The sequence below is a fragment of the Microlunatus speluncae genome (assembly GCF_009299835.1).
Classification (GTDB): Bacteria; Actinomycetota; Actinomycetes; order Propionibacteriales; family Propionibacteriaceae; genus Microlunatus; species Microlunatus speluncae.
This window is the reverse complement of the sequence record NZ_VKCZ01000014.1, coordinates 773,549-792,283: the sequence shown is the minus strand read 5'-3', so window position 1 is coordinate 792,283 and position 18,735 is coordinate 773,549. Positions and strand designations below refer to the sequence as shown.

General features: G+C 70.7%; 6 protein-coding genes. All 6 read left to right on the top strand.

Going from position 1 to position 18,735, the window contains the following annotated elements; genetic code table 11:
• Positions 1-93: 93 nt before the first annotated feature.
• Positions 94-5,499 (top strand): DUF6531 domain-containing protein, encoded by a 5,406-nt coding sequence (locus FNH24_RS20425; RefSeq protein WP_152364027.1) that lies wholly within the window; start codon positions 94-96, stop codon positions 5,497-5,499.
• Positions 5,499-6,338: an Imm1 family immunity protein gene (locus FNH24_RS20420; protein WP_152364026.1), complete on the top strand. Its 840-nt coding sequence runs from the start codon at positions 5,499-5,501 to the stop codon at positions 6,336-6,338. Before FNH24_RS20425 ends, FNH24_RS20420 begins: the two co-directional genes overlap by 1 nt.
• Before the next feature lie 184 nt (positions 6,339-6,522).
• Entirely contained in the window at positions 6,523-11,916 is a 5,394-nt protein-coding gene (locus FNH24_RS20415; RefSeq protein ID WP_161606232.1) for a DUF6531 domain-containing protein, read from the top strand.
• 188 nt (positions 11,917-12,104) lie between these two features.
• Positions 12,105-12,386 (top strand): pyrophosphorylase, encoded by a 282-nt coding sequence (locus FNH24_RS20410; RefSeq protein WP_152364024.1) that lies wholly within the window; start codon positions 12,105-12,107, stop codon positions 12,384-12,386.
• Positions 12,387-12,493: 107 nt separating this feature from the next.
• A complete protein-coding gene (locus FNH24_RS20405) occupies positions 12,494-18,265 on the top strand; it encodes a polymorphic toxin-type HINT domain-containing protein (protein WP_152364023.1) in 5,772 nt (1,923 codons plus the stop codon).
• Positions 18,265-18,666, top strand: a complete 402-nt coding sequence (locus FNH24_RS20400; RefSeq protein WP_152364022.1) for a hypothetical protein — start codon at positions 18,265-18,267, stop codon at positions 18,664-18,666. Before FNH24_RS20405 ends, FNH24_RS20400 begins: the two co-directional genes overlap by 1 nt.
• Positions 18,667-18,735: the final 69 nt, after the last annotated feature.

The window sequence follows — 18,735 nt, the reverse complement described above, 5'->3', positions numbered from 1 at the left end:
GCCGCTCCTCCCGGCTACCGGTGCGGTCACCTCGACGCCGAGCTGACCGACCCGTTCCGTCAGGGGTAGGCAATCAACGGGAAGGTTGCAGCAGTGGTAGACATCTCCGACCTCGGGGCCATCGACGAGAAGGTGCCGTTCGACCACGACGTCGCCGACGCACTGATCGCGGCCTTCGACGCGGCGGCGACGGACATCGACGGGCAGACGGCTGTTCGCGCGACGTCCGTGAGCACCGGCACGGTGGACTTCAAGGGACATTTCTCCGAACTCTTCTCCGGCAACGCCTCGGTGGCCGCCGCAGACGCCACCGAGCTGATCTCCCGGCTGCGGGAGGTCGCGACCGGTGCGCGCACCCTCAAGACCGAGGCGACCAAGGAACAGCAGCGTCGCGACAAGGCGCGCACCTGGAAGCAGGAGCAGGACGACCGCAACGTCTTCGAGGAGTTCGGCGATTGGATCGGCGGTGGTGAGGATCCGCCGGTCGGGCCGCCGGCCGACCCGGTGTCGATCACTGCCTCGGCATCGCAGAACGGGACCCGGCAGACCCCGCCACCGGGCACCGGCGCCAGCGGCGGCAGCTCGACCACCACCTCGGCCCGACCCTCCAACCTGCGCCAGTTCGTGACCGGTTCCGCCCCGCTGAACGAGGCGCTGAAGGACAAGCCGGGCGCGCTGCGCGGCCACCTGACGAGCTTCGCCTCGGCCTGCCAGTGGGGCTCGCTGTCCGCCGACGGCGTGGTGACCGGCTTCGACCAGTGGCTGGCCGCCAACGTCCAGGACGTGACCTGGGCGACGACGGTCGCGAACGCGTTCGCCACGGCCGGCGGCGAGGGCAACATCACCTGGCTGTTGAACAGCACCCTGTCGGAGGTGCTGAGCGCCGCCGGGATCGCCGAGACCCGGCAGGATCTGACCATCGTCGCCGCGCAGGCCTACGGTCATCCGCCGACCACCGGCTACGCCGACGACCCGGTGAACACCGCCACCGGCAACTTCGTCGAGACCGAACTGGATCTCGGCTTCGCCGGCGCCGCGGCCGAGCTCGAGTTCTCCCGCACCTACAACGCCGTGGACGGCGAAGGCGGCGCGTTCGGGCCGGGCTGGTCGTCGGTGCTCGACGTACGGCTGGAGTTGGCCGACGACGGCGCGACGATGGTGCTGGCCGACGGGCGCCGGGTGCTGATCCCGCGGCTCGGCGACGGCTGGGACCGGGCACCGGGGGAGAAGCTGTGGTTGCACCGGGTCGGCTCCGGCGGCCTGGTGGTGTCGGACAACGACGGCCTGCGGCGGACCTTCACGGCCGGCGGGCTCTGGACCTCGGTCAGCCGCGGTCCCGGGACCAAGATCACCGCGGAGCGCGATGACGAGGGTCGGCTGATTCGGCTGGCCCACGAGCGCGGCCGGTGGATCGAGATCGGCTGGACCGCGCACCGGGTCACCGAGGTGCGAGCCTCGGACGGCCGCCGGGCCTCCTTCGGCTACGACGACGCCGGCCGGCTCGCCTCGGCCACCGGGCCGCTGGGCACCCGCACGTACCGGTGGAACGACGCCGGCCTGATCGAGGCCGTGATCGCGGCCGACGGCACGGTCGAGGTCGAGAACAGCTATGACGAGCAGCGCCGGGTCGCCGGCCAGCGCTCGCCCTTCGGCCGGGAGACCCGCTACACCTATCTACCCGGCCGGATCACGGTCGTGTCCGATCGCGACGGCGACCGGTCGAACACCTGGGTCGCCGACCAGCGCGGCCGGCTGGTCCGGGTCGTCGACGCCGACGGCCACCGGCAGGCGATGAACTACGACGGCTTCGGCAACGTGGTCTCGGCGACCGAACGCAACGGCGCCGTCACCACCCACGGCTACGACGAACGGGGCCGGCGGCTGCGGACCCGGACCCCGGCCGGCGCCGACCTGACCTTCGGCTACGACGACGCCGACCGGGTGACCACCGTGGTCACCGAGTCCGGCGCGGTCACCGAATACAGCTATGCCGGCGCGGACCGCAATCCGTCGGTGATCACCGATCCCGAGGGCGGCCGGACCGAGCTGACCTGGGACGGGGCGCTGCTGCGCCAGGTGGTCGACCCGGTCGGGGTCCGACTCCGGTTCGACTACGACCAGCACGGCGACCTGGTCGCGGTGATCGACGCCGCCGACCACCGCGCCCGGCTCGACCGGGACGCGGCCGGTCGGGTGATCGCCGCGATCACGCCGTCCGGAGCGCGGACCACCTTCCACTACGACGCGGCCGGCCTGCTCGCCTCCCGCCGCGACCCGAACGGCGCCATCCACCGGTTCGAGCATTCGGCCGGCGGCCGGCCGACGGCCACGATCGACCCGTACGGCGGCCGGACCGAGCTCGAGTACGGCCCGCACGGCGAGGTGATCAAGACGATCGACCCGCTCGGCCGGGCGACGACCAGCAGCTACGACGATCTCGGCAACCTGGCCGCGGTCGAGCTGCCGGACGGCAGCAGCTGGCGGTTCGTGCACGACGCGCTGTCCCGGCTGCGGCAGACCATCGATCCCTCCGGCGGCAGTTGGCGGCGCGAGTACGACGCGAACGGCGAGGTGACCTCGTTCACCGACCCGACCGGGCTGCACCGCACGCTGGCCGCGGATCCGGCCGGCCGCAGTGCCGCGCTGGTCGAGGCCGAGGCGACGTCGGCGCTCAAGTTCGACCAGCTGGGCCGCCCGGTCGCGGCGGAGGAGCCGGACGGGTCGACCCGGTTGATCAGCTACGACCGCTGCGGCCGTGCGGTGGAACTGGTCGACGGCGAAGGCCAACTGACGCTGTTGCGGCGGGATCCCGCCGGCCGCCTGGTGGAGCTGGTCGCGCCGTCCGGCGCCATCACCCGCTACGAATACGACGCGTGCGGCCGGCCGGCCGCGGTGACCGATCCGACCGGCGGCCGGATCGAGCGGCAGTACGACGCCGACGGCCGTGTGGTGCGGGAGGTGTCGTCGACCGGGGAGGTCGCCTGGTCCGACTACGACGCGATGGGCTGGGTCGTGGCCCGGTTCCAGCCCGGCGAGGGGCTGACCCGCTACGGGTACGACCTGATGGGCCGGCTGATCCGGCAGACCGACCCGTGGCACGGGCCGCGCCGGTTCCGCTACGACGCCGCCGGGCAACTGGTCGAGGCGACAGGCGGCAACGGTGGCATCACCCGCTACGACTACGACGCCCTCGGCCGGGTGATCATGATCACCGACCCGCTCGGCGGGGTGACCCGGCGCAGCTACGACCCGATGGGGCGGCTGATCGCCGAGACCGACCCGCTCGGCCGCACCACCACCGCCGAGTACGACGCCGCCGGCCGGCAACTCACCCGGACCGATCCCTGCGGCCGCCGGACCGAACGGACGTTCCGGGCGGGCCAGGAAGCGACGCTGCGGATCGACGGCCGGCTGATCGCCGAGATCAGCCGCGACCTCCGCGACCGGCGCGTGATCATCGCCGATCACTCCGACCCCGAACGGTCGACCGAGCACGAGCTGAGCTGGAACGGGCGCCGGCAGTTGATCACCCGGCGCCGTGGCGAGGGCCGGGTCGAGTGGACCTACGACAGCGACGGCCGGCGGGCCACGATGACCACGCCGGACGGCCACCGGACCCGCTACGAACGCGACGAGACCGGCCGACTGACCGCCGTCGACCATCCGCTGCTCGGCCGGGCCACCTTCGGCTACGACGCCTCGGGCCGGCTGGTCCGGGCGGCCGCCGGTGACCTGATCCAGACCTGGGGTCACGCGGCCGGCTTCGTCGTCGAGCACACCCTGACCGGGCTGGTCGGCTCGACCCGGACCCGGCTGGAGCGCGACGAGTCGGGCCGGATCTGCTCGCTCACCGCCGACTCTGGCCGGCGCACGTTCGGCTACGACGAGGCCGGGCAGCTGGTCGAGGAGCGGGCCGAGGACGGCACCGGGTCGAGCTGGGTGTTCGACCGGGCCGGCCGGCTGACGGCCGAGGCGATCGACGGCACCCGCCGCGACCACTGCCACGACGCCGCGGGACAGCTGGTCTCGACCAGCACCGGCGAGGCGCGGGTGAGCTATCACTACGACCAGGCGGGCCGGCGGGTCCGGGCCGAGGCGTCCGACGGCCGGGTCCGGGAGTTCGCCTGGTCGGAGGTCGGCGGGCTGTCCGCGATCACCGACCGCGACGCCACCGGCGCCACCCGGACCACCCGGTTGTGGGTGGATGTCGTCGGCGAGCTCGGCCGGGTCGACGGGGCCGAGACCTGGTGGGACTCCGCGGAGTCGTACGCGCCGGGACTGATCCAGGCCGGCGACTCGCCGGTGGTGCCCACCGCCGGCGGGCTGACCGGCGTCGGCGGTGCCTGGCACGCGGCCGGCTGGCGGACCGCGCGGGCGGCCTCCCCCGATCCCTGGGCCGTCGCTCCGGTCGCCGACCTGACCGCCGGGATGCGGGTCGGCGCCGCGGGGGAGTTGCTGGTCGGCGGGTTGGAGTGGATGGGCGCCCGCGCCTACGATCCGGCGACCCGGGCGTTCCTGTCGGTCGACCAGCTCGAGCCGGTGACCGGTGCGGGCTGGTCCGGCAATCCGTACGCCTTCGCCGGGAACGATCCGCTGCACGCGCTCGATCCGGCCGGGCTGAGCCCGGTCACCGACGAGGAGCTCAAGGCCTACGCGGCCAGCAACGACGGGGCCTGGAACGCCGCCACCGAATGGGTCGGAGACAACTGGGAGTATCTGGCCGGCGGGGCGATGGTGCTGGCCGGCGGCGTGCTGATGGCCACCGGGGTCGGCGGCCCGGCCGGCATGGCGCTGCTCAGCGCCGGCGCGGACACGATCATCCAGAAGGCCACCACCGGCACGGTCAACTGGGGCCAGGTCGCGATCTCCGGCGTCGTCGGTGGGGTGGGCGGCGGCCTGGCGGGCCTGGCCGCGAAGGCCAGCAAGGGCGGACTTGCCGCCTTGCGGGCCCGGGTCGGCGTCTATGGCACGATCGGTGCCGTGAGCAGCGAGGCGACCTATGTCACGCAGAACTGGAACAACCTCAGTTGGCGGGGCGCGCTGGGTGCCGGTGCGGGTGGCTTCGTGGCCGGCGCCTTCTCCGGCGGGCGCGGTCCGGGTGGCGGCAGCCTGGCGACCGCGGTCGGCCAGAACGCCAAGGGGCTCGCGGCCCGGGGATTCACCGCCGGGCTCGGCTTCGTGGGCGGGTTCTCGGGCTCGGTGACGAACAACGTGGTCTCGGGCAACCCGATCAATCTGACGGGGGCGTTGGTCTCCGGCGGCCTCGGTGCGGGCACCTCGCAGATTCCGAAGATCTACAACGCGCCCAGCGGGACCTCGAGCACGCTGCAGCAGGTGTCCCACTACGGCCCCCGCTTCTCCAACCTGGCGAGCTTCGGCAACCACGGCACCCAGGCGCTCTATGTCGGCGCCATTCAGAGTTCCGTGCAGAGCTACGGTGCGAACGTGCTCGTCGGATCACCCCTCCAGGGCCACGGCATTCAGTTCTTCGGACATTAGTGAGTAGCTCCGGTCCGACCCGCAAGCGGCGCCGTCGTCCCCCGAAGTTCCGGCGGCTGCGCCCGTTGGACCTGTGGTTGCTCCTGATCCCGGTGGCGATGGGCATCGCCGTGCCGGTGATCTTCCAGGCCCGGCCGGACCTGACGATCACGGTGATCGTGCTGGCCCTCGCGCTGGGGTTCGGTTCGGTCCTGCTGCCGAGGATCGCCCGGGAAGTGCTGATGTGGGTCCTGGGGTTCGGCGGTGCCCTCGCCTGGGGACTGCTGAACCCCCTGCTCGCGCTGAGCTGGCTGGTGCTGTTTCCGTGCGGACTGGCCCTGGGCGGGCATCTGAGGGCGGTCCGGGCCGGCACCGGGAAGCGCCCGACGACCACGGGTGACGGCGATCCGTCCGGCCCGGCGCCGGACCGGATGGTGTGCAATCCCGGCGAGGATGAGGACGAGGTCGTGCTGGCCGCGCCGTCGCCGGAGGCGGTCTCGGCCGCGATCGACGCCCTGGACGGGAGCGAACGGACCGTTATCAGCCTGTTCCGCGGGCCGGCCCGGCTCGACCTGTCGGGCAGCGCCGCCGGGCCGATGATGGTCTACTTCAGCGCCGATCACGCGGCCAGACGGCCGGAGTGGAGCCACCTGACCACCCCCGGGGCCGCGGACTCCGAGGTCGCCATCCGGTTCAGCGAGGCCGTGGGCCATTTCCGCGCCTGGCAGACCACGACGCTGGAACCGGCCAAGCTGGCCGCGGCCGAGTTCCTCGAATCGGGCGACCGATCGCCGGCACTCTCCTGGCGTACCGACGCCGACGTGGCCGACCTGAGACCCCCGGGGCTCGATCCGGACTGACAGCAACCCTGACCCCCTCCCTGTTAGGTTGTTGACCAACTTTCGGGCCTGCTGTGTTGGCTTGGTGTTCATTCGGCCCGAGGTGAGGTGACCCGTCAGGTCGGTCGCCGATGTGCTTCTTGGAACCGGCGCGGGTCCCGGGTGCGCCGGTCCTTGTCAGCTGCGGCAGGGGAAGGTTGCAGAAGTGGTAGACATCTCGAACCTCGGTGCCATCGACGAGGACGTACCGTTCGACGTCGACACGGCCGACGATCTGATCACTGCTTTCAACGGCGCCGCCAAGGACATCGACGGGCAATCGAGCGAACGATCCCAACTGGTGACGACCGCGTTGTCGGACTTCGAGGGAAACTTCTCCGACCTCTTCAAGGGCAATGCCTCGGTCGCGTCCGCCGACGCGTCCGAGCTGGCCGACCGACTGCGCGAGGTCGCGACCGGCGCCGGTCTGCTCAAGACGGAAGCGGACAAGGAGCAACAGCGCCGCCAGAAGGCCCGGCAGTGGAAGAAGGAACAGGACGACCGCAACGTCTTCCAGGAGTTCGGCGACTGGGCCTTCGGCGGCGACGACCCGCCGGTCGGCCCTCCTGCGGAGGAGCCGTCCATCCCGGTCTCGGCCGCCCAGAACGGCACCCGGCAGACGCCACCGCCGGGCGGTGCCGGCGGTGGCGGCGGGACCTCCTCGGCCCGGCCGTCGGAACTGCGCGCGTTCGCGACCGGATCGGAGGGCCTGAACGGGAAGCTGACGACCCGGCCGGCCACGCTGCGCAGCCACCTGACGCAGTTCGCTTCGAAGTGCAAGTGGGGCCGGCTCGACGCCGACGGGGTGCTGACCGGCTTCGACAAGTGGCTGACCGCCAACGGTGAGGACGTGCGCTGGGCCACGACGGTCGCGAACGCCTTCAAGGCGGCCGGCGGCGAGGGCAACATCTCGCGGGTGTCCAACAGCGCCCTGGCGGCGGCGCTGCAAGCGCAGGGGATCAGTGCCACTCGGCAGGACCTGACGATCGACCCGCCGCAGGCGTACGGGCACCCGCCGACCACCGGTTACGCCGACGACCCGGTGAACACCGCGACCGGCAATTTCGTCGAGACCGAGGTCGATCTGAGCTTCGCCGGCGCCGCCGGACGGCTGGACTTCGCCCGCACGTACAACGCGGTCGATGACCGCGGCGGCGTGTTCGGCCCGGGCTGGTCGTCGGTGCTCGAGCTGCGGCTGGACCTGGCCGACGACGGTGCGGCGCTGGTGCTGGCGGACGGACGCCGCGTGCTCTTCCCCCGGCTCGGCGACGGCTGGGACCGGGCGCCGGGGGAGAGCCTGTGGCTGGCTCGGGCCGAGTCGGCCGCCGGCGCGACGCTGGAGGTCACCGACAACGACGGCGGGCGGTGGACCTTCACCACGGGCGGGCTCTGGCTCAGTCTGACCCGCGGGCCGGGGACGGCGATCACGGCCGAACGCGACGCCGACGGCCGGCTGGTCCGGTTGGCGCACGAGCGCGGTCGCTGGATCTCGGTCGGCTGGTCCGGGGGCCGGGTCGAGGACGTGCGGTCCTCCGACGGTCGCACCGTGATCTTCGCGTACGACGAAGCCGGCCGGCTGACCTCCGCCGCCGGACCGGGCGGCACGAGAACGTACCGCTGGAACGACGCCGGCCTGATCAGCGCCGTGGTCGACCCGGACGGAGTGATCGAGGTCGAGAACTGCTACGACGATCGACGCCGGGTGGCCAGCCAGCTGTCCGCCTTCGGCCGCCGGACCCGGTACGTCTACCTCGCCGGCCGGACCACGGTGGTCTCCGACCTGGACGGCGAGCGGTCGAACACCTGGATCGCGGATCAGCGCGGCCGGCTGATCGGCGTCGTCGACAGCGACGGACAGCGGCAGTCGATGAGTTACGACGGCTTCGGCGATCTGGTGTCGGTGACCGAGCGCGACGGCTCGGTGACCAGCCACGGTTACGACGACCGCGGCCGGCTGGTGCGGACGCTGACGCCGTCCGGCGCCGACCTGACGTACGGCTACGACGACGCCGACCGGGTCACCACGGTGGTCACCGAATCGGGGGCGGCGACCGAGTACGGCTACGCGGGCGCGAACCGCAACCCGTCGGTGATCATCGATCCCGAGGGCGGTCGGACCGAGCTCGACTGGGACGACTCGCTGCTGCGCCGGGTGGTCGACCCGACCGGCGTGCAGGTCCGGTTCGGCTACGACGAGTTCGGCGACCTGATCTCGGTGACCAACGCCGCCGACAACGTGGCGCGGCTGGAGCGCGACGCCACCGGACGGGTGACCGCGGCGATCACGCCGTCCGGGGCCCGGACCAGCTTCCATTTCGACGCGGCCGGCCGGCTGGTCTCGCGACGTGAACCCAACGGCGCGATCTGGCGCCAGGAGCACTCGGCGGCCGGCAGGCTCACCGCGGTGATCGACCCGCTCGGCGGCCGGACGGCGATCGAGTACGGGCCGCACGGCGAGGCGACGAAATCCATCGATCCGCTCGACCGGGCCGCGACGCGGATCTTCGACGATCTCGGCAACATCGCCGAAGCCGAGTTGCCCGACGGCACGAGCTGGCGGTTCGTGCACGACGCCCTGTCCCGGCTGCGCGAGACGGTTGATCCGACCGGCGGCGTCTGGCGGCGGGAATACGACGCCACCGGGGAGCTGGTCGCGTACACCGATCCGTCCGGGGCCCAGCTCACCCTGGATGCCGATCCGGCCGGTGCGACGGCCACGGTGACCGAGGCCGACAACGCGACCGGTCTGCGGTTCGATCCGTTGGGCCGGCCGGTCGCCGCCGAGCCGGCCGACGGCTCGACCGAGTTGATCAGCTACGACCGCTGCGGCCGCCCGGTCGAGCTGGTCGACGGCGAGGGCGGGCTGACCGTGCTGCGCCGCGACGGCGCCGGTCGGGTGATCGAGCGCGTCCTGCCCTCCGGTGCGGCGACCCGCCTCGAGTACGACGAGTGCGGCCGACCGGCGGCGGTGATCGATCCGCTCGGGGCCCGCACCACGCTGGAGTACGACGCCGACGGCCGGGTCGCCCGGCGGCGGTTGCCGACCGGTGAGGTCGCCTGGTCCGACTACGACGAGTCGGGCCGGCTGCTGGCCCGGTTCGAGCCCGGACGCGGGCTCGCGCGCTTCGGCTACGACCTGATGGGGCGGGTCGTGCGGGCGACCGACTCCTGGCACGGCGGGCGCCGGTTCCGTTACGACGCCGCCGGTCAGTTGGTCGAGACGACCGACGGCAACGGCGGCGTGACCCGCTACGACTACGACGTCTGTGGGCGACTGGTCGCGATCACCGATCCGCTGGGGGCAGTGACCCGGCGGGCCCACGACGCGCTGGGCCGGCTGACGGCCGAGACCGATCCGCTCGGCCGCACCACGACGCTCGCCTACGACCGCGCCGGTCGACCGGTCGCCCAGACCGACCCGACCGGCGTCCGGACCGAGTGGAGTTACGACGACGCCGGCCGGGAAGCCGAGCAGCGGGTCGACGGTCGAGTCGTCTGGACCGTCGTCTCCCGCGACCTGCGTCGCCGGAGCGTGGTCGTCGCCGATAGCTCCGATCCCGACCGTCCGGTCGAGCACGAGTTGACCTGGAACCGCCGCCGGCAGCTGATCACCCGGCGCCGCGGTGATCGCCGGCTCGAGTGGAGCTACGACACGGACGGCCACCGGGACACGCTGACCGGGCCGGACGGACTGCAGACCCGATATCGGCGGGACGCGGCGGGCCGGGTCACCGCCGTGGAACATCCGCGGCTCGGCCGGGCGACCTTCAGCTACGACCCGGCAGGCCGGCTGGTGCAGGCCGGCGCCGGTGACCTGATCCAGACCTGGCGGCACACGGACGGTTTCGTCGTCGAGCACACGACGACCGGTCCGGACGGTGCCACGAGCCGCCGGCTGGACCGGGACGAGTGGGGCCGGATCAGCGCGATCGGGTCGGCCTCCGGCCGGTGCGCCTACGGCTACGACGAGGCCTGCCAGCTGATCGAGGCTCGGCTCGACGACGGTACGGTCTCCAGCTGGCGCTACGACCGCGCGGGCCGGCTGGTCGCCGAATCGGTGGCCGGGTCCCAGCGCGTCCATGAGTACGACACCGCGGGCCAGCTGACCGCGACCCTGGCCGGCGACGACCGGACGGACTACGAGTACGACCAGGCCGGTCGCCGGATCCGCGCCGAGTCGCCCGACGGCCGGGTCCGCCGGTTCTCCTGGTCCGACTCGGGCCGGCTGACCTCGATCGCCGACCAGTCCGAGACCGGTGACCTGAGCTCGGTCTCGCTCTCGGTGGACGCGTTCGGCGAGCTGGCCCGGATCGACGATCTCGACACCTGGTGGGACAGCGCGGCCGGCTTCGCGCCCGGCCTGGTCCAGGTCGGCACCACCCCGGTCCTACCCACTCCGGGCGGGCTGACCGGCATCGGTGACGGCTGGGCCACGCCCGGCTGGCGTACCGGCCGGGCGGTCGGCGCGGACCCGTGGGCGGCCGATCCGTTCCGGACCCTGGACGAAGCCGGGCTCGGCATCGGCGGCGCCGGCGAACTGCGGATCGCCGGGCTGGAATGGCTGGGAGCGCGCGCCTTCGATCCGGCGACCCGCGGTTTCCTGTCGGTCGACCCGCTCGATCCGGTTCCGGGCGCCGGCTGGTCCGGCAACCCGTATGCGTACGCGGGCAACGATCCACTGCACGCCCTCGACCCGACCGGACTCAGCCCGGTCACCGACGAAGAACTGAAGGCGTACGCGGCCTCCAACGACGGGGCGGCGTCGGCCGTCGTCGACTGGGTGGGGGACAACTGGGAGTATCTGGCCGGCGGGGCGATGGTGATCGCCGGCGGAGTGTTGATGGCGACCGGCGTCGGCGGCCCGGCCGGCATGGCCCTGCTCAGTGCCGGCGCCGACACGATCATCCAGAAGGCCACCACCGGCGAGGTCAACTGGGGACAGGTCGCGATCTCCGGGGCGATCGGCGGCGTCGGCGGTGGACTTGCGGGCCTGGCGGCGAAGGCCAGCAAGGGCGGACTGGCCGCCTTACGCTCCCGGGTCGCCGTCTACGGCACGGTCGGGGCGATGGGTGGCGAGGCTTCGTACGTCACGAAGAATTGGGGCAACCTGAGCTGGCGCGGTGCTCTCGGCGCCGGAGCCGGCGGCTTCCTCGGCGGTGCGGTCGGCGGCGCCTCGGGTCCGGGCGGCGGCACGCTGGCCACCCTGATGGGCAAGGCGTCGACCTCGCTGACCGCCAAGTCGATGACCGCCGGCATCAACTTCGTGGGCGGCGCCTCGGCCTCGGTGACGAACAACATCGTGTCCGGCAACCCGATCAACTGGACCGGGGCAGCGATCGCCGGCGGCGTGAGCGGCGCCACGTCCTACATCCCCCCGTACGTCAGCGCCAACGGCACCGGCACCCTGAACCAGCTGTCGTACTTCGGCCCGCGTACACCTGCCGGCCTCGTCAACTTCGGCGGCGGCAACACCCAGGCCCTCTGGACCACCGTCGGGCAGGGCGCGGCGACCAGCTATGCGGCCAACATGGGGCTGCACTTCGGCCTCGGGACGCCGTGACCGCAGGCCGGCGTGGCGTTGGCCACACCGGCCGCGCGAGTTCGGCGGCGGTTGACCCTCTCCCTGTTAGGTTTACGGAGGTTGTTGCGGGCCTGCTGCGTGGAGGCACCGGTCGGCTCGTACAACCGCTTCGTGAGCTTGTCGGTGCCAGGTGCCGGCTGATGGCCGGCGTGGATGGAGGAGTACGGATGACGCGGGTTTTGTCGACTGAGGAAGCGAAGATCGCGATCGGGGAGATTCAGAGGATCATCAGCGGGGGTTTGACGGATGACATCACGCAGTTGAACACCCAGGGGACCACGCTGTCGCAGCCGAATGTCTGGGACGGCGCGTTGGCGGCTCAGTTCCGGAGTTCGACTTGGCCGGAGACGAAGGCGGCGTTGGACAAGGCGAAGCAGGAGCTGGAAGAACTGCGGGACCAGTTGCAGAAGATCTCGCAGAACATCATGACCGCCGGCGGCAACGGCTGACGTTCGGCCAAGGCATGATGTGGGCCGCCGTGACCTGTGAGAGGTTGCGGCGGCCTTGCTGTCCGATCAGGAGCTGGTGATCAGGGTGAGGGGTTGAGCGGCCTGTGGTGAACATCGATGATCTGAAGGGCATGCCGGACGTCGAGTTCAATTTCGACACGTCGACGACGGTGAAGGCGGCGTTCCGGGCGGCGGCCACGGACATCGAGGCCCAGCGCAGTGATCGGTCGACCTGGCGTTTGGAGGGGCTGAAGGATTTCGACGGTCACTTCAGCACGGTGTTCGAGCAGAACGGCACGACCCAGCTGACCGACCTGACCGAGGTTGTGTCGGCCCTCAAGGACGTCGCGTCGAAGATCGAGGACGTCGAGGACGCCGCCCGGCAGGAGAATCAACGGCGCAAGACCGCGCGGGATTGGGCGCAGCGCCAAGAAGATCGCAACATGTTTGAGAAGGGCTGGGACTCGGTCTTCGGCGGCGAGGACCCGCCGAACACCGATATCAGTGAGACCGGCCCGGCGGCGTCGACCCCGGCCCCCCGGTCCGGCAGCCGGGAGACCCCGCCCCCGGGCGGCAGCAGCGGCGGCGGTGGGGGCGGCGGAAAGTCGTCGGCGAAGCCGGAGAACCTGCGCTCCTTCGCGACGAGCACCTCGGGTGGCGATGAGGCGTTCTCGGATCGGGCGGGGACGTTACAGACCCAGTGCGGCAATTTCGACTCGGACTGCAAGTGGGCAACGCTGGACGCGTCGGGCCCGATCCAGGCGCTGAAGGACTGGCTGCGGCTCAACGGTGAGGACGGCAAGTGGGCCAACACCGTGGCCGATGCCTTCGCCCGCGCCGGCGGCGAGGGCAACGTGTCGACGTTGTCGAACAGCACGATCGAGGCCGCGCTGCGAGCGGCGAACGTGTCGGTCAACCGGCAGGACATCGTGGTCGACCCGCCCACCGCCTACGGTCAGCCCCCGACCACCGGCTATTCCGATGATCCGGTCAACACCGCGACCGGCAATTTCATCGAGAACGAGAACGACCTCGCCTTCACCGGTGCTGCCGCGGAGTTGGGCCTGACCCGGACCTACAACTCGTTGAACCGTGACCTCGGCGGCTTCGGGTTGGGCTGGACGTCGTGGTCCGAGGCCGGGCTGACCCTGACCGACGAAGCCGGTCGGCTGCGGTTGTCCGACGGCCGCGTGATCGTCTTCCCCCGCCTCGGCGACAGCTGGGACCGCGCCGGCGGAGAGAACCTGTGGCTCGACCGGACCGACACCGGCTATCGGGTGACCGGTTCGACCGGGCTGCGGTGGGAACTGTCCGCCAACGGCCGCCTCGTCTCGACCGGCAACGGCCCGGGCACCACGATCACCTATACCTACGACGACACCGGCCGCCTGGCCACGATGACCCACGAGTTCGGCCGCGCCCTCGACCTGCAGTGGGACGAGGCCGGTCGGATCGGCGCCGCGACGGCCTCCGACGGTCGCCGGGTCTCCTATGAGTACGACGACCGCGGCCGCCTGGTCGCCGCCCACACCCCGGCCGGGATCCGCCGCTACCGGTGGGACGAGGCGGACCTGATCGATGCCGTGTTCGACGCCGACGGCGTGATGGAGGCGGAGAACACCTACGACGATCAGGGCCGGGTCACCACCCAGCGCTCTCCGTTCGGCCGCCTCACGCGCTTCGTCTACCTGCCCGGCGGCGTGACCGAGGTCTCCGACACCGACGGCACCCGAGCCAACACCTGGATCGCCGACGGCAAGGGCCGCCTGATCGGCGTCATCGACGCCGAAGATCACCGCCAGTCCACCAGCTACGACCGCCACGGCAACCCGGTCATGATCACCGAGCGCAACGGCGCGACGACCGTCAACACCTACGACGACCGTGGCCGTCGGGTTCAGCAGGTCATGCCCTCTGGCGCACGCGTCCAGTGGCACTACGACGAGGCCGACCGCCCGGCCAGCGTGCTGGTCACGAGCACAGATGATCATGGTGACACGGTCGAGGCGGCCACTCACTACAGCTATGAGGGCGATTCGCGCGATCCCGCTCGGCTCGTTGACCCCGAGGGTGGGGTCACCCTGATGAGCTGGTCCGGCGGGCTGCTGAAGAAGATCGTCGATCCGGTCGGAGTCGCGCTGGAGTTCGACCATGACGAGCACGGCGACTTGATCTCCAGCACTGACGCCGAGGGCAACATCGCGCGGTTGGAGCGTGATGATCTTGGTCGGGTGGTCGGGGCGGTCACGCCGCTGGGCCACCGGACGACGTATCGCTATGACGGTGCCGGAGCGTTGCTGTCGCGGCAGGATCCGGACGGGGCGATCTGGCGGTATGAGACGTCGGCGGCCGGCCGGGTCACGGCGGTGATCGACCCGTTGGGCGGCCGGACCGAGGTCGAGTACGGCGAGCACGGCGAGGAGTCGCGGACCATCGACCCGCTGGGCCGGGCGACAACCTCCACCTACGACGACCTGGGCAACCCCAAGCGGTCGGAGCTGCCCGACGGCAACGCCTGGGAGTTCGGTTACGACGCCATGTCCCGGATGAGGGCGTCGACCGATCCAAGTGGCGGTCGGTGGCAGCTGGACTACGACGTGCACGGCTTCGTCGCCCGGACGGAGGATCCGACCGGGGTCGAGCACACCGTGCAGCGGGACCGGACCGGCCGACCGACCAAGTTCGGGGACCGACTGTCCCAATTCACAACCGACTATGACGCCTTGGGCCGGACGGTGGCCGAGACGGCGCCGGACGGCAGCACACACCACTATCGCTACGACCGGTGCGGTCGGCTCGTCGAGCACACCGATCCGACCGGGGCAGCCACTCGGATCCAGCTCGATGCGGCCGGTCGTCAGGTGGCTATCACCCACCCGATGGGCACCACCTACCGCTACGAGTACGACACCTGCGGACGACGTTCGGCGACGGTCGACACCGATGGTTCCCGGTACGAGTTCAGCTACGACGCCGACGGCCGACTGGCGCGCGAGCATTGGCCGACCGGCGAGGAAGCCTGGCTGACCTATGACGACTGCGGGCGGGTGAGCGAGCGGTTCGAACCAGGCAAGGGCTCGTTCAGCTTCCGCTACGACAAGGCCGGCCGGATCGAACAGCTGAACGACGGTTGGTACGGTCGCCGTCGGCTCCAGTACGACCCCGCCGGGCAACTGGTCGGGGTGACCAACGCCGCCGGTGGCCGCACCCAGTTCGAGTACAACGAGCTCGGCCACTGTGTCGCCATCGTCGATCCACTGGGCGGCCGGACCGAACGGCGCTACGACCCGATGGGACGCATCGTCGCCGAAACCGATCCGCTCGGACGGACGATCACTTTCGGATACGACGCCGCCGGACGGCAGACCCGCCAGCTCGACCCGACTGGGGTGAGGCTCTCGTGGGGTTACGACGGCACCGGTCGGCTGGTCGAGACCCGGGCCGGGGACCGGCTGCTGTCCCGGATCGAACACGACCTCGCTGGCCGCACCCTGCGGGTCCGTGAGGGTGACGCGGTCAACGAGCTGGTCTGGGATGAGAACGGCAACCTGATCCGGCGCAGCCGAGGCCGCGATGGCGCTCCCTCCACGGTCATCGGGCTGTCTTGGACCTATGACGGCGACGGCCGCCGGACCTCGTTCACTCGCAGTGACGGTTCGCAGACCCGCTACGAGTACGACCAGGCCGGCCGGGTCACAGCGGTGACCGAGCCGGGCCTGGGCCGGGCGGTGATCGAGCGTGATGGCATCGGCCGAATCGTGTCGATGGCCGCGCCCGGCCTGCACGCGACCTGGGTCTGGAACGGTGGAGGGATCGTCCGGCACCAGGTGACCCGGCACGGGGTCACCGAGACCGTGGAGATCGAGCGCAACGGCGCCGGTCGAGTGGTAGCCCAGACCAGCAACGACGAGCGGACGACCTACGGCTATGACCCGGCCGGTCAGCTGGTCGAGGCCCGCCGCAGTGACGGGTCGGTCACCGGTTACACCTACGATGCCGCCGGCCGGCTGATCCGCGAGGTCAATGACGGTCGGACCACCGATCTCGACTACGACCGGGCGGGTCAGTTGCTGACCCGCCGCGGTCCCGATGGCGCGACCGAATACAGCTACGACGCGTCCGGGCGACGAACCCGCGAGATCGGTCCGGAGGGCGAGCGGCGGTTCAGTTGGGACCCGCGCGGATTCCTGGCCCGGATCACGACCATCACCCACGATCGCGACAAGATCACGGCCCGGACCCGGGACGTCTCCGACGAGGCCGCGACTATCCGTGACTTCCACGTCGACGCCCTCGGCGAGCTGGCGACCGTCGACGACCAGCCAGTGGCCTGGGACTCCGCCGGTGAGCTGCCGTCGCTGGCTCAGGTCGGCGAGATCTCGGTCTCGAACATCGGCCCGCTGACCTCGTTGCTGCCCGATGCCGCCGGCCAGACCGGCGAGCGGGGCGAATGGGTGACGCCGGACTGGCGCCCCCGTACCACGGGCACCGATCCGTGGGGCGTCGCCCCGGGGGTGCAGCGAGCCGGCATGCCGTCGGGAGTCGCCATCGGTGGCCAGGCCAACCTCCTGGTCGACGGCCGCGAGTGGATGCAGGCCCGGGTCTACGACCCGAGTAGCCGCGGGTTCCTGTCCACCGATCCGCTGGACCCGGTGCCCGGCACCGGCTGGGCCGGGAACCCATACTCCTTCGCCGGCAACGATCCACTGAACCAGTCGGATCCCTGGGGTCTGGAACCGGTCACCGACAAGGAACTCCAGGCCTACCGAGACTCCAACAACGGCGCGCTTTCCGACGCGTGGAACGCGACTACGTCATGGGTGAAAGACAACTGGGAGTACATCGCGGCGGGCGCCATGATCGTCGCCGGTGTCGCCCTGATGGCCACCGGTGTCGGCGGCCCGGTCGGCCTTGCCCTGGCCGGCGGTGCACTGTCGATGGGTATGTCGGTCGCCCAACAGAAGGCGACCAAAGGTTCCGTCGACTGGGGGCAGGCCGGCGTTGACGGTCTGATCGGCATGGTCCCGATCCCAGGTGCCGCCGCACTGAAGGGTGGCGCGAAGCTGCTCAAGGGTGCCGGTGCCAAGCTGATGTCGAAGACAGCCAAGTCCGGCTGCTTCCTCGCGGGCACTCAGGTGCTGATGGGCGACGGAAGCTCGAAGCACATCGAGGAAGTCGAAGTCGGGGACGAGGTCACGGCAGCCGATTCCGAGACCGGAGAGATTCACGCCCGCCGGGTGGTGGAGACCTACATCCACGAGGACGTGCCTACCTACGACGTGATCACGACTGCGGGCACGGTCACCTCGACGGAGGAGCACCCGTTCTATGTGCAGGGCAAGGGCTGGACCCCGGTCTGCGACCTGCGACCCGGGGACAGGCTCGTTGATCCGAAGGGCACCAAGGTCGAGGTCGAAGCGGTCACACCGACGGGACGTACCGCAACGGTTCACAACTTTCACGTCGAGGGCCTGCAGAACTATCACGTCCAGGCGGGAACAACCTGGCTCCGGGTCCACAACACATGTAACGGACTGGTTCGCGTAGCTGACTTCGCGTCGAACGCGAAGGCTGTGGAACACTACGCGAAACACGCCAGGGGAGTGATCGTCAAACCGAATGGGAAGCTCCTGGCAAAAAAGGGTGGGCCGGATATGCCAGAGTTCGCGAACCCTGCCGAATATCGCACGGCGGCCCGAGGATTCATGGGCGGTGGGCTGAGAGACGGCGCCATAGAAGGCGTGAGGCAGAGCGACGGAGCACTCGTGCGATTCGAACAATCAACGGGCTATTTCGGAGCGAGATCTTCGGATGGGGTGATCCGGACGTTCTTCCGGCCGGACGACGGTATCGATTACTTTAGGAAGCAGTTCTTGTGATGGAAGCCTTCTTCAACGAATTTCGGTCCGTCGTCCAGGCTGGCGGACGGCGGAGTGGCTGGTCACCGTTCCAGTTCGTCGATGCCTGGCGAACGTTTGTTCGCGAAGTAGGCGAAGGGTACGCCGATGATCTCTACGAGTACTGGAACGAACTGTTCGTCCGAGATCATCTGGAGGTTGCTCTCGGCAGCGACGCGTTGGATTCCTGGGAGGCCTGGCGGGGCCTCCGAACTCAGATCGAAGCTGCAGACGATGAGTTTCGCGGAATCATCGGCGAGGGCCCCCTGGTTCGCCCGGACGAGCCATGGTGGCGGGCCCGATTGCCCCCGCGAGCGAGCGAAGACTTCGTCGAAGAGGCCGAACGTATGTTCAAGGTGAAGCTCACCTCGGTCGACGACTAATTCACCGGAACGGGCTGTGAGGTGTGCCAACGAAGATGTCCCAGAAGACCTCGGAATTGACGAGGAGGT